We start from the raw sequence: 12,200 nt of genomic DNA on the forward strand, positions 1-12,200 counted from the left end.
GAATTGGTTGGTCATTGCATCTGCCCCTGTCTACCTATTGCTCGCCGAGTGCGACGCTGGCGGGACGTTCCATCCAGCCACCATTGCCGTTGGATACCAACTCGACCAGATCGACATGATCTTCGCTGATGGCGGTGATATGTCCGTAGTTCTGTCCCATGTATTCCCCCACATGGACACGATGGATGACACCACCCGGATCCTTGATCAGGACCTCCATCTTCGAGCCGACACCGACCGTGCCGACCATCTTGAGGCTGTCGAGGGCGAACATCTCCAGCGGCTCCTTGGCCCGGTTGGCGTCCGGACGCGGCCCGCTGGTGGAAGTGTTGTTCTGCAGCTCGGTCGTGCTCGGGCTGAACGGATCACGCTTGTCCTGATCTTCGTACTTGAAGGTCTCGAAGGTCTTGATCACGGGCAGAGGCGGGATCGGCGCGCCCTTCTTGACCTTCTCCTGCGCGACCCAGGCGCGCAGATCGGACATGCCGCGGGTGCAGCCGGCCAGGACCAGCGCGGCCAGCAGGGTCACGAACAATCGCGTCACGAGGGCAGACTTGCGGGCAATCGACTTGTTCATCATTTCTTCGCCCCCGCCTTGTTTGCCGCGGCAGCGCTTTCGTCGTCATCGAGATAGCGGTAGGTCTTGACCGTGCCCTGCAGCACCAGCTGGCCGCTGCCGGCGGTGCCGGCCTTGGTCGGCGCCTTCGGCGTCAGCGTGACGTCGTGCAGGGTGAGGATGACCACGCGCGGCAGCGATGCCACGCCGCTGATGAAAGTGCCGAACTGGTGATAGGTCCCGGTGAACTTCAAGGTGATCGGCTTCTCCGCGTAGAAGTCCTTCGGTGTTTCCGGGCCGGGCTGGAACAGGTCGGGCTCCAGACCCGCCGCCTGCGCAGTCTGCGAGATGTCAGTCAGCAGCTCGGGCATTTCGGTCTTGCTGGGCAGCTGGCGCAGCAGCTGGCGCAGCATGTCCTGCATCTCGTTGAGCTGCTGTTCGAGGGCTTCGAGGTTGACCGATTTGGCCTGCTTGGTGGAGAACTCCTGCTTGAGGCTGTTCTCCTTGTTGGCAAGCGTGTTGAGGCTGTCCTGCTGGTCGCTGACGTGGAAGTACCAGCCAAGCAGCAAGACCACCACGAGCACCAGGACGGTGAAGAAGATCTTGACCGACTGCGGCCAGCCGCCGACGTTGTTCCGGTCGAGGTTCTGCAGATCGCTGAAGAAACTCATGACCCGGTACCTCCCTTGGCAGCAACGGCAGGGGTGGGCGTGGCTTCCGGCGTGGGCTTGGCCACTGCGGAGGTCGCGCTGGCCGGCGGCGCGGCAACCGCCGTGGCGGCTGCACCCAGTGCCGCGGGCACCGCCGGCGTGGCCGTGGATGCGGCGACAGCCGGTTCCACCGGCGCCTTGGCCGGGTCGATCTCGTCGGTCTTCGGCCGGCTCAGCGTCACGTCGAGGCCGAACTGGTAGGGCATGCGGGTCGCATCATGGGTGTTTTCGGTCTTGCGCAAGTCCGCGTGGCCCATCCACGGCGAGGACTCGATATTGCGCATGTACTCGGCGACGCTGGCATTGGATTGCGCCACGCCGTCGAGCGACATCGCCTGGCCGTGCTGCTTGAGCGCGGTCAACCGCGCGCTGGTCGGGATCGTCTTCACCAACTCGTCGAACAGGTGGACCATCTGCGAGCGGTCGGCCTGCAACTGCTCGATGATCTGCTTGCGCGCCAGCAGGTGCTCGCGCACCTTTTCCAGGTCCTTGATCTTGGCGATGCGCACGTCCAGCTGCTTGATCTCGGTCTGCAGGTAGGCGTTGCGGTCGTTCTGGTTGTCGATGCGCTGGTCCATCCAGAAGATCCACAGCAGCAACAGCAGCACCGCAACCACGAAGGCGGCACCCAGCTGCATGTAAAACTCGCGCTCGCGCTGCTTGCGCCGTTCCGCGCGCCACGGAAGTAGGTTCACATGTGCCATCAGTCGAAACTCCTCAGGGCGAGGCCGACCGCAATCATCAGCGCCGGGGCATCCTGCGCCAGCGCCTGGGCCTGCACCCGCGGCGACAGCGACATGCGGGCCAGAGGATTGGCGACCACGCAGGGCACGCCGAGCTGCTCCTCCAGCATCGGGCCCAAACCCTCGATCGAGGCACAACCGCCGGCCAGCACTACCTGGTCAACCTTGCTGTACTCGCTGCCGGCGAAGAAGAACTGCAGCAGGCGGCTGATCTGCTGGATCAGCGACTCCTTGAACGGCTCCAGCGCCTCGGTCTCGTAGGATTCCGGCAGCCCGCCCTTGCGCTTGGCACGGCCGGCTTCCTCATAGGAGAGCCCGAAGCGGCGCATGATCTCGTCGGTGAGCTGCTTGCCGCCGAACACCTGTTCGCGCGAATAGATGGTGCGCTGGTTGCGCAGCACCGACAGCGTGGTCATGGTGGCGCCGATGTCGACCACCGCCACCAGGGCGTCGCGGCCGACGTTGAGCTGGTCGGCGACCATCGCGAAGGCATTCTCCATCGCGAAGGCCTCCACATCGATGACGCCGGCGGTGAGGCCGCCCAGGTCCAGCGCCGCCACGCGCATGTCGACGTTCTCGGTACGCGACGCCGCCAGCAGCACGTTGTTCATGTCCGGGTTGTCGCGTACCGGGCCGATCACCTCGAAATCGAGGCTGACTTCGTCGATCGGATACGGGATGTACTGGTTGGCCTCGACCTGGATCTGGCCTTCGAGGTCATCGTCGGAAAGCTCGCTGGCCATCGGGATGATGCGGGTGATCACCGCCGACCCGGCCACCGCGGCGGCCGCGTGCTTGAGTTTGGAACCCGAGCGCGCCAGGGCGCGACGGATCGCATCGCCGACCGCCTCGACCTCGACGATGTTCTTCTCGACCACCGCATTGGGCGGGAGTGGCTCCACCGCGTAGTGCTCCACGCGATAGCGCCCGCCCGCCTGACTCAGCTGCAGCAGCTTGACGGCAGTCGAACTGATGTCGACGCCGATCAGCGCCGGCTTCTTCGGTGTAAAGAGCCCCACGGTGTGTCCCCCTTGCCGCTGACGCCCTGTCCAGAGTTCTGGCGGGATGCGCAGTGGCATTAAATCTAAAAATTAACGCAATGGCAACGGTCTACAGGAACTTTCTCAAGTAATTGGCGTGATGTCCACCACAATTGTGGTGCTTGCTCCGCTGGCGCGCCCCTTGCTTTGCGGACCTGTGCCCGGTTGCCTGACGCGCATGTTGCTACATCTATACTCTGTCATGCTTTGACTCAGGTCTCGCTATCTCCACACCATGCGAATTTTCAAGCGTTTGTTGCGCTGGGCACTGATCCTGGCCTTTTCCGGTTTGCTTCTGGCAGTGCTCGCGACAGGCGTGGCGTACTGGTTGATAGCTCCCCGACTGCCCTCGGTGGCGGTGCTCAAGGACTACCACATGCAGGTGCCGCTGCGCGTGCTAAGCGCCGACGGCAAGCTGATCGCGACGTTCGGCGAAACCCGCCGCATCCCGGTGGACATCGCCGAGGTGCCCGACCGGCTCAAGCACGCCGTGCTGTCGGCGGAGGATGCCGACTTCTATCACCACCCCGGCGTGGACTGGCGCGGCATCGCCCGGGCCGGCTGGCACGTGATCATCACCGGCGGCGACAAGGGCCCCGGCGGTTCCACCATCACCCAGCAGGTGGCGCGCAATTTCTTCCTGAGCCCCGAGAAGCTCTATTCGCGCAAGCTCACCGAGATCTTCATCGCGCTGCGCATCGAGCACGAGCTGACCAAGGACCAGATCCTGGAGCTCTACCTCAACAAGATGTTCCTCGGCCATCGCTCCTACGGCGTGGCGGCGGCGGCGGAGTACTACTACGGCAAGACGCTGGACCAGCTCACCGTGGCCGAGTGCGCGGCAATCGCCTCCACCTTCCAGCTGCCCTCGGCGGTCAATCCGATCAACAGCCCCAAGCGCGAGATGGCGCGGCGCAACTGGGTGCTCGGCGAGATGCGGCGGCACAACTACATCACCCAGGCGGTGTACGAACAGGCAGTGGCCGAGCCGAACCGCGCCTTTGCGCACGAGCAGCCGATCGAGGTCGACGCACCCTATCTCGCCGAGATGGTGCGCCGCCAGGTGCTCGACCGCCTCGGCAATGACGCGCTGACCGAGGGCTACGTGGTCCGCACCACGGTGCAGAGCCTGCGCCAGCAGGAAGCGGTGGACTCCCTGCGCGCCGGCCTGGTCGCCTACGACCACCGCCACGGCTGGCGTGGGCCGGAAGCGCACAACGAACTGCCCGAGGGTGCCGGCGAGGCGGATTTCGACCAGGTGCTGGCCAGTTACGGCAGCGTCTCGGGCATGCAGCCGGGTCTGGTCACCGGCAGCGACGCCGGCCATGCCAGCGTGTACCTGTCCAGCCACGAGAGCGCCCGGCTCGACCTCGACGCGGTGAAATGGGCGCGGCCGCACATCAGCGACAGCCGCGTCGGCGCCACGCCTGCTCGGGTGGATACCGTGCTCAAGCGCGGCGACATCGTCCGTCTGGCTCGCGATGAAAAGGGCAACTGGCAGCTGGCGCAGATACCCGCCGTGCAGGGCGGGCTGGTCTCGCTCAATCCGGAGGACGGTGCGATCGAAGCGCTGGTGGGCGGCTTCAACTTCAACCGCAGCAAGTTCAACCGCGCCGTGATGGCCGCGCGCCAGCCGGGCTCGAGCTTCAAGCCGTACCTCTATTCCGCCGCGTTCGATCGCGGCTTCACCCCGGCCTCGATCGTCAACGATGCGCCGCTGGCGCTGCCCGACCCTTCGCGCCCCAACGGCATCTGGACGCCGTCCAACGACGACGGCAAGTTCGCCGGGCCAATGCGCCTGCGCGAGGCGCTGGTGCAGTCGAAAAACCTGGTCTCGGTGCGCCTGCTGGATGCCATCGGAGTGGGCTATATGCGCGAGTACGCCACCCGCTTCGGCTTCTCGCAGGATGCGATCCCCGCCAACCTGTCGATGGCGCTTGGCACCGCCTCGGTCTCGCCGATGGGCATGGCACGCGGCTACTCCGTGTTCGCCAACGGCGGTTACCTGGTTACGCCGTACTTCATCCACGAGATCGACGATCGCGACGGCAAGCCGGTGTACCTGGCCAACCCCGCCCGCGCCTGCCGCAACTGCCAGGAGCGCCTGCTCGACACGCGCCCACCCGGCCCGCCGCCGCCGGACATGACCCGGCCACCGGCCAACCGCCTGGCGACCGCCGGCAGCACGACCGCGCCCGCCGAATCGGAGAGCGTCGACGGCGTCGGCGACGCGGTGCTGCCGGCCGACATCCACGACGGCGCTCAGCATGCGCCGGTGCTCGCCCCGCGGGTGATCGGCCCGCGCAACGACTACCTGATCACCTCGCTGATGAAAGACGTGATCCTGCGCGGCACCGGCTCGGCCGCGCGCGCGCTGGAGCGCCCGGACCTGGCCGGCAAGACCGGCTCCACCAATGACCATCGTGATGCCTGGTTCGTAGGCTTCGACGGCGAGTTGTCCACCGCCGTGTGGGTGGGCTTCGACGACTACAGTTCGCTCGGCCGCGGCGAGTTTGGCGCCAAGGCGGCGCTGCCGGTGTGGATGCAGTACATGGGCGCGGCGCTGAAGGGCCTGCCCCCCAGCACGTTGCCGATGCCGCCCGGAATCAGTACGGTATGGATCGACCGCGACAGCGGCCTGCCCGCGGCGGCTGACGACCCCAACGGCATGAACGAGATGTTCAAGGTGGAAGACGTCGACCGCCTGCGCAGCCAGGCCGCCCAGCAGAAGGAGCAGGAAAAACAGCACGCCTACGAGATCTTCTGAGCCGGGGCACGAGCCCGTCCCCGGACGCCGCCATCCAATGTCGAGGAGTGCGTCATGTCCCGAGGCGAACACCATCGCATCCACGCGCATGACCGGTTGCAACGCAACCGCCTGCGCGTGGCCCAGGAAGCGGCCCGCCTGATGAGCGAGCACGGCATCCGCAACTTCCATCACGCCAAGCTCAAGGCCGCCGAGCGGCTGGGCATCGTCGACAGCCAGGCGTTGCCGCGCAACCTGGAGATCGAGCAGGCGTTGCGCGAACACCAGCGCCTGTTCCTCGGCGACAGCCATCCGCAGTTGTTGCGCCAGCGACGCGAGGCGGCGGTCGAGGCGATGACCTTCCTCGCCCCGTTCGAACCGCGCCTGGTCGGCGCCGTGCTCGACGGCACCGCCGACATGCATTCAGCGGTCTGCCTGCACGTGTACAGCGACGATGCCGAAGACGTGGTGCGTTTCCTGCGCGAGCACGGCGTGCCGCTGGAGATGCAGGTGCGGCGGCTGCGCTACAGCCGCAACGAACAGCCCGAGTACCCGGTGCTGCTGTTCGCCGCCGACACGGTGCCGTTCGATCTCACCGTGCTGCCGCGCAACGCATTGCGCCAGGCTCCGCTCGATCGCACCGACGACCGGCCGATGCGCCGCGCCGCCCTGCCCCAGGTGGAAATGCTGCTGGCCGAGAACGATGCCGATGGCGGCTTCGAGCAGCGTCTGCGCGCCGCGCTGCGCTGAAACCACCGGACGCCAGATGCAGAACGCCCCGGCCGGAGCCAGGGCGTTTCGCGTGGCAAGCCGGTCAGCCGAAGCGGTGAATCAGCGCTTGCCGGCCGGCAGGTAATCGCGCACGTCGGCGCCGGTATAGACCTGACGCGGGCGGCCGATGCGCGATCCGGGCGTTTCGTGCTGCTCGATCCAGTGTGCGATCCAGCCGGCAGTGCGCGCGATGGCGAACATCACGGTGAACATTTCGGTCGGGATGCCCAACGCCTTGTAGATGATGCCGGAGTAGAAGTCGACGTTCGGGTACAGCTTGCGCTCGACGAAGTACTCGTCCTTCAGCGCCGCCTCTTCCAGCTTCATCGCCACGTCCAGCAGCGGGTCGTTGACGCCGAGCTCGGCCAGCACCTTGTGGCACATCTCTCGGATGATCTTCGCGCGCGGGTCGAAGTTCTTGTACACGCGATGGCCGAAGCCCATCAGGCGGAAGCTGTCGTTCTTGTCCTTCGCGCGCAGCACTGCCGACTCGACGTTGTCCGGCGTGCCGATCTCCTGCAGCTGCTTGAGCACCGCCTCGTTGGCGCCGCCGTGCGCGGGCCCCCACAGCGCGGTGATGCCGGCGGCGATCGACGCGTAGGGATTCGCGCCGGTGGAGCCGACCAGGCGCACGGTCGAGGTGGAAGCGTTCTGCTCGTGGTCGGCGTGCAGGATGAACAGGAGATCCAGCGCCTTGGCCGCGACCGGGCTCATCTGCAGCGGCTCGCTCGGCACCTCGAACATCATGTGCAGGAAGCGATCCACGTACTCCAGGTTGTTGCGCGGGTAGCGCATCGGCCAGCCGATCGAATAGCGATAGCAGGCGGCGGCGATGGTCGGCATCTTGGCGATCAGGCGAATCGCGGCGAGCTTGCGGTCGGCCGGGTCGTCGACGTTGAGGTCGTCGTGGTAGAACGCCGACAGCGAGGCCACCGCGGCGGCCAGCATCGCCATCGGATGCGCGTCGTGGTGGAAGCCCTGGAAGAAGTTCTTCAGCGACTCATGCAGCATCGTGTGGTGCGCGACGTCGTGCTCGAAGGTGGCGAACTCGGTCGGCTTCGGCAGCTCGCCGTTGAGCAGCAGGTAGGCCACCTCGAGGAAGCTCGAATGCTCCGCCAGCTGCTCGATCGGATAGCCGCGATACAGCAGCACGCCCTGGTCGCCGTCGATGTAGGTAATGGCGCTCTTGGTGCTGGCGGTGCTGCCGAAACCCGGGTCATAGGTGAAATGGCCGGTGTCCTTGTACAGCGTGCCGATGTCGATGCACGCGGCACCGAGCGTGCCGGAAACCAGCGGCAGTTCGCTGCTCTTGTGACTCGATTCATCGACCAGCTTGACGGTCTTGGGGTCGGACACGGAAACCTCCTTGCATGTGGTTCGTCGCCGGCGACAACGGTGGGGGCGTCATCGCGCGGCAAGGGAATGGGCGGATGTCGGCAGCCGGGGAAAGCGCGCGACGCAACCGATGCCGGAAACCGGCTGGAGCAACCTCCGCAACGACTTGCTCCACTCGACTGCGGGCATCGGGCCACCGCTCATTATCGCACAACGATGTCCCGGCATTCGATGGCGCATGGTCGAATGCCGGGCACGAAAAAACACGGGGCAGGCCTGCGCCTGCCCCGTGCCTCGAACCGCCCGCAACCCGGGGGGTGCGGGGGCGAAAGGAATTATTCCTTGACGGAACCCGCGTAGCGGCGGCGGAACTTGTCCACGCGGCCACCCACGTCCAGGGTCTTCTGCTTGCCCGTGTAGAACGGGTGCGAATGGCTGGAGATATCCACCTTGATCAGCGGGTACTCATTGCCGTCTTCCCACTTGACGGTTTCCTTGCTGGACATGGTCGACCGGGTCAGGAACGCGAAGTCGGACGACAGATCCTGGAACACCACCGGGGCGTAGTTCGGATGGGTATCGGCTTTCATGACAGACTCTGAATGCGGTGGTGAAAAGAGCGGTATTGTAACGGGGAACGCTTGGAACGTGCAAGGGTGCCGGCGATTCAGCCGGGCACACCCAGCGCGCGTCGCACCATCGCGGCAAAGCGGACGTGGTCGACCTCCAGCACGATGTTCGCCTGTGCCGGCCGCCCCAGCCGCGCCGCCCAGTCGACCACGGTGGCACCGCGGGTCAGGCGGCCGTCCAGCTCCACCGCCACGGCGCGACGTTCGCTGCGGGTGACGATGGCCGGATCGAGCGCGACCGCCATGGCCAATGCATCAGCCGCCACCAACCCGCCGCGCTCGTGCTCGGCATTGTAACGGCGCGCGGTGGACGCGATCCTGGCGAAGAACGCCGCATGCTGGTCGCCGGCGGCCAGCCAGCGATCGAATTCCGCGTTGTCGAAGGCGTGGCGCAGGGTCGCCTCCCAATCCACCAGGTCGAACGAGGGAAACGCCTCGAACACGACGTGCGCTGCCTCGGGGTCGAACCCGATGTTGAACTCGGCCGGCACCTTGCCGGTATTGCCGTGGCCGGTCACCGCGCCGCCCATGACCACCAGTCGCTTGACCCGCTGCGGCAGATCCGGATCGAGCCGCAATGCCAGCGCCAGATTGGTCAGCGGCGCCAGCGCCACCAGGGTCAGCTCGCCGGGACGCTCGCGGGTCAGCCGCAGCAGCGCCAGCGCGGCGGACTCGGCGGCGACCTTGGCGGCAGGCTCGGCAAAGCCGATGTCGCCGAAACCGTCGCGCCCGTGCACGAACGCGGCATCTTCCTCCGGCGCACGCACCAGCGGCATGGCGCAACCGGCGAACACCGGCGTGCCTAGGCCGAGCAGGTCGACCAAGGTGCGCGCGTTACGCACGGTGTGGTGCAGGCCCACGTTGCCGGCGGCAATGCTCAGGCCGGCGATGTCGGCATGCGCGGCCGCCATCAGGATGGCGAGGGCGTCGTCGACGCCGGGGTCGGTGTCGATCAGGAGTTGCGGCTTGGTCATGTGCGAGGGATTCCTGTGCAGCCGCACAGTTTATGGGATGCGGCAGCGAGGATCGACTCCCGAGCGCCGCTCACGCGTCCGCGAACCGCGCGGCGCCGCCGATCCAGCGTTCGATCAGCCGGCCAGTCCGGTCCGGGAACTCCGCCAGCATCCGTTCACCGACCGCCTGCACCGCGGGCAGCAGATGGGCATCGCGGGCAAGGTCGGCGATGCGGAAGGCCAGCTGCCCGGTCTGGCGGGTGCCCAGCACCTCGCCGGGGCCGCGCAGTTCGAGGTCCTTCTCGGCGATGCGGAAGCCGTCGCTGGTCTCGCGCATGACCTGCAGCCGCTCACGCGCGAGCTGGCCCAGCGGCGGCTGATACAGCAGCACGCAGTTGGAGGCCACCGCGCCGCGGCCCACGCGACCGCGCAACTGGTGCAACTGCGCCAGCCCGAGCCGCTCGCTGTTCTCGATCACCATCAGGCTGGCGTTGGGCACGTCCACGCCGACCTCGATCACCGTGGTGGCCACCAGCACGGCCAGCTCGCCGGCCTTGAACGCGTCCATCGCCGCCTGCTTGTCCTTCGCCTTCATGCGGCCATGGATCAGGCCCACCACGGCGCCAGCGAGCGCCGCGGACAGCTCGGCATGGGCAACCTCGGCGGCCTGCGCGCGCAGCTGCTCGGACTCCTCGATCAGGGTGCACACCCAGTACACCTGTCGCCCTTCGGCGCAGGCCGCGCGGATGCGCTCGATCACTTCGGCCCGCCGCGCGTTGGACACCGCGATGGTCTGCACCGGCGTGCGCCCGGGCGGCAGCTCGTCGATCGAGGAGACATCGAGATCGGCATACGCGCTCATCGCCAGCGTGCGCGGGATCGGCGTGGCGGTGAGCACCAGCTGATGCGGCACCAGGCGATCCTGGTGTCCCTTCTCGTGCAGCGCCAGCCGCTGCTGCACGCCAAAGCGATGCTGCTCGTCGACGATCACCAGGCCCAGCCGCGCGAACGCCACGCCCTCCTGCATCAGCGCATGCGTGCCGATCACCACCGCCGCGCCATCGGCCACGCGGGCCAGCGCCTCCCGGCGTGCCTTGCCGGTGACCTTGCCGGCCAGCCACGCCACCTCGATGCCGAGCGGTTCCAGCCACTGGCGGAAATTGCGCAGGTGCTGTTCGGCGAGCAATTCGGTCGGTGCCATCAGCGCGGTCTGGTAGCCCGCCTGCACCGCCGCCAACGCCGCCAGCGCCGCCACCACGGTCTTGCCACTGCCGACATCGCCCTGCACCAGGCGCAACATCGGTTGGGCCTGTGCCAAGTCGTGCGCCACTTCCTCGCTCACGCGCTGCTGGGCGGCGGTCAGGCGGAACGGCAAGGTGCGCAGCAGGCGCCGATGCAACTGCCGCGGCGCACCCAGCATCGGCGCGCGGCGTTGCCGTACCACGGCGCGCAGGCGCCTGAGGCTCAGGTGCTGGGTCAGCAATTCCTCGAAGGCCAGCCGCTGCTGGGCCGGGTGCCGGCCCAGCAACAACTGGCCCAGGTGCGCGTCCGGCGGTGGCCGGTGCACGTAGAGCAGCGCGTCGCGCAGCGAGGTCAGGCCGTGCGCACTGCACAAGGCCGGCGGGATCAGCTCCAGCTGCGCGGCCGGCGGCAGCAGGGCCAGTGCCTTGCCGATCACCGCAGCCAGGCGCTTCTGGCCCAGGCCTTCGGTGGTGGGGTACACCGGGCTGAGTTGCTCATCGACCACCGAGGCCTCGCCGCCGCCCAGACGCTGGTAGCTCGGGTGCACCATCTCCAGCCCCTGCGCGGCATGGCGCACCTCGCCGTAGCAGAGCAGCCGCGTGCCCGGCACCAGTTGTTCGGCCTGCGCGCGATTGAAATGGAAGAAGCGCAGCAACAGGGTCTGCGCGCTGGCGTCGCCGATCGCCACCTTCAGTTGCGGCCGATAGCGGAAGCCGCGCTCGACCGCCTCGACCACGCCTTCGACCTGTGCGCGTTCGCCGGCGCGCAGGTCCGCGATCGCGGTGATGCGCGTCTTGTCCTCGTAGCGCAACGGCAGGTGGAACCACAGATCCTGCACCCGCGTGAGGCCAAGCCTGCCCAGCGACGCGGCCAGTGCCGGCCCCACACCGGGCAGCGTGGTGACCGGCGCGGTGCCGGGGTCGGCAATGGTGGGTGGAGCGGAACGAGCGTTGCGCGTGGCCATGAGGCCCAAGCCTAACCGAGCATTCCCGTCAGTCGCGAGGACGGTGCCGGCGCGCGTTGTCGGCCGCGGCCGCGGCGCGCATCAGTCGAGCACCATGATCGCGTCGACTTCCACCTGCGCCGCCTTCGGCAACGCGGACACCTCGATGGTCGAGCGCGCCGGATACGGCTGCTTGAAGTATTCGGCCATCACCGCGTTGACCGCGGCGAAGTTGGCCAGGTCGGTGACGTAGATGCCCACGCGCACGATCTGCGTCAGCGAGCCGCCGGCGGCCTGCGCCACGGCGGCGAGGTTGTCGAACACGCGGCGCGTCTGCGCGCTGATGTCGCCGTCGACCAGGTTGCCGGTGGCCGGATCCAGCGGAATCTGGCCGGAGAAATAGACGGTGCTGCCGGCGCGCACGGCCTGCGAATACGGGCCGATGGCGGCGGGAGCCTGCTCGGTGGCGATGATGCTGCGGGACATGGATGCTTCTCGGATTCGTGAGTCGGGATCCGGCAAGACTATCGCC

11 protein-coding genes are annotated in these 12,200 nt (G+C 67.3%); 2 read left to right on the forward strand and 9 right to left on the reverse strand.

What is annotated here, in order from left to right; all coding sequences use genetic code 11:
* Window positions 1-34: 34 nt before the first annotated feature.
* The 4 genes from B1991_RS11450 to B1991_RS11465 are packed head-to-tail and all read right to left on the reverse strand — an operon-like array spanning window position 35 to window position 3,028.
* Window positions 35-577: a pilus assembly protein PilP gene (locus tag B1991_RS11450; RefSeq protein WP_425466677.1), complete on the reverse strand. Its 543-nt coding sequence runs from the start codon at window positions 575-577 to the stop codon at window positions 35-37.
* Complete coding sequence (locus B1991_RS11455) at window positions 577-1,227, reverse strand: type IV pilus inner membrane component PilO (RefSeq protein ID WP_136258810.1); 651 nt, start codon at window positions 1,225-1,227, stop codon at window positions 577-579. Before B1991_RS11455 ends, B1991_RS11450 begins: the two co-directional genes overlap by 1 nt.
* Complete coding sequence (locus B1991_RS11460) at window positions 1,224-1,970, reverse strand: PilN domain-containing protein (protein ID WP_136258811.1); 747 nt, start codon at window positions 1,968-1,970, stop codon at window positions 1,224-1,226. Before B1991_RS11460 ends, B1991_RS11455 begins: the two co-directional genes overlap by 4 nt.
* Window positions 1,970-3,028 (reverse strand): pilus assembly protein PilM, encoded by a 1,059-nt coding sequence (locus tag B1991_RS11465; protein ID WP_136258812.1) that lies wholly within the window; start codon window positions 3,026-3,028, stop codon window positions 1,970-1,972. The genes B1991_RS11460 and B1991_RS11465 overlap by 1 nt, the downstream gene beginning before the upstream one ends.
* Window positions 3,029-3,284: 256 nt before the next feature.
* Between B1991_RS11465 and B1991_RS11470 the strand changes: the two genes are divergently transcribed.
* Together B1991_RS11470 and B1991_RS11475 are read left to right on the forward strand one after the other, a co-directional pair.
* Complete coding sequence (locus B1991_RS11470; RefSeq protein ID WP_136258813.1) at window positions 3,285-5,816, forward strand: penicillin-binding protein 1A; 2,532 nt, start codon at window positions 3,285-3,287, stop codon at window positions 5,814-5,816.
* Between the two features lie 54 nt (window positions 5,817-5,870).
* On the forward strand, window positions 5,871-6,545 hold the full coding sequence (locus B1991_RS11475) for a hypothetical protein (RefSeq protein WP_136258814.1): 675 nt from the start codon (window positions 5,871-5,873) through the stop codon (window positions 6,543-6,545).
* Window positions 6,546-6,626: 81 nt separating this feature from the next.
* On the opposite strand, the gene B1991_RS11480 is transcribed toward B1991_RS11475, so the two are convergent.
* The 5 genes from B1991_RS11480 to B1991_RS11500 form a co-directional block, all read right to left on the reverse strand.
* Window positions 6,627-7,922 (reverse strand): citrate synthase, encoded by a 1,296-nt coding sequence (locus B1991_RS11480; protein ID WP_136258815.1) that lies wholly within the window; start codon window positions 7,920-7,922, stop codon window positions 6,627-6,629.
* Window positions 7,923-8,236: 314 nt separating this feature from the next.
* Window positions 8,237-8,491, reverse strand: coding sequence for a type B 50S ribosomal protein L31 (locus B1991_RS11485; RefSeq protein WP_136258816.1), 255 nt, complete (start codon window positions 8,489-8,491; stop codon window positions 8,237-8,239).
* A gap of 77 nt (window positions 8,492-8,568) precedes the next feature.
* Complete coding sequence (locus B1991_RS11490; protein ID WP_136258817.1) at window positions 8,569-9,504, reverse strand: nucleoside hydrolase; 936 nt, start codon at window positions 9,502-9,504, stop codon at window positions 8,569-8,571.
* A gap of 70 nt (window positions 9,505-9,574) precedes the next feature.
* Window positions 9,575-11,689 carry an ATP-dependent DNA helicase RecG gene (recG, locus tag B1991_RS11495; protein WP_136258818.1) on the reverse strand — a complete coding sequence of 705 codons (2,115 nt, stop codon included), beginning with the start codon at window positions 11,687-11,689 and terminating at the stop codon, window positions 9,575-9,577.
* An 81-nt stretch (window positions 11,690-11,770) separates the two neighbouring features.
* Window positions 11,771-12,154: a RidA family protein gene (locus tag B1991_RS11500; RefSeq protein WP_136258819.1), complete on the reverse strand. Its 384-nt coding sequence runs from the start codon at window positions 12,152-12,154 to the stop codon at window positions 11,771-11,773.
* Window positions 12,155-12,200: the final 46 nt, after the last annotated feature.

The organism is Rhodanobacter lindaniclasticus (assembly GCF_004799035.1).
Lineage (GTDB): Bacteria > Pseudomonadota > Gammaproteobacteria > Xanthomonadales > Rhodanobacteraceae > Rhodanobacter > Rhodanobacter lindaniclasticus.

Bases quoted from the DNA above. Each gene is read 5' to 3' on its own strand.
- B1991_RS11470 (WP_136258813.1), top strand. From the start codon at position 3,285: ATGCGAATTTTCAAGCGTTTGTTGCGCTGGGCACTGATCCTGGCCTTT.
- B1991_RS11475 (WP_136258814.1), top strand. From the start codon at position 5,871: ATGTCCCGAGGCGAACACCATCGCATCCACGCGCATGACCGGTTGCAA.
- recG (WP_136258818.1), bottom strand. From the start codon at position 11,689: ATGGCCACGCGCAACGCTCGTTCCGCTCCACCCACCATTGCCGACCCC.
- B1991_RS11490 (WP_136258817.1), bottom strand. From the start codon at position 9,504: ATGACCAAGCCGCAACTCCTGATCGACACCGACCCCGGCGTCGACGAC.
- B1991_RS11485 (WP_136258816.1), bottom strand. From the start codon at position 8,491: ATGAAAGCCGATACCCATCCGAACTACGCCCCGGTGGTGTTCCAGGAT.
- B1991_RS11460 (WP_136258811.1), bottom strand. From the start codon at position 1,970: ATGGCACATGTGAACCTACTTCCGTGGCGCGCGGAACGGCGCAAGCAG.
- B1991_RS11450 (WP_425466677.1), bottom strand. From the start codon at position 577: ATGAACAAGTCGATTGCCCGCAAGTCTGCCCTCGTGACGCGATTGTTC.
- B1991_RS11455 (WP_136258810.1), bottom strand. From the start codon at position 1,227: ATGAGTTTCTTCAGCGATCTGCAGAACCTCGACCGGAACAACGTCGGC.
- B1991_RS11500 (WP_136258819.1), bottom strand. From the start codon at position 12,154: ATGTCCCGCAGCATCATCGCCACCGAGCAGGCTCCCGCCGCCATCGGC.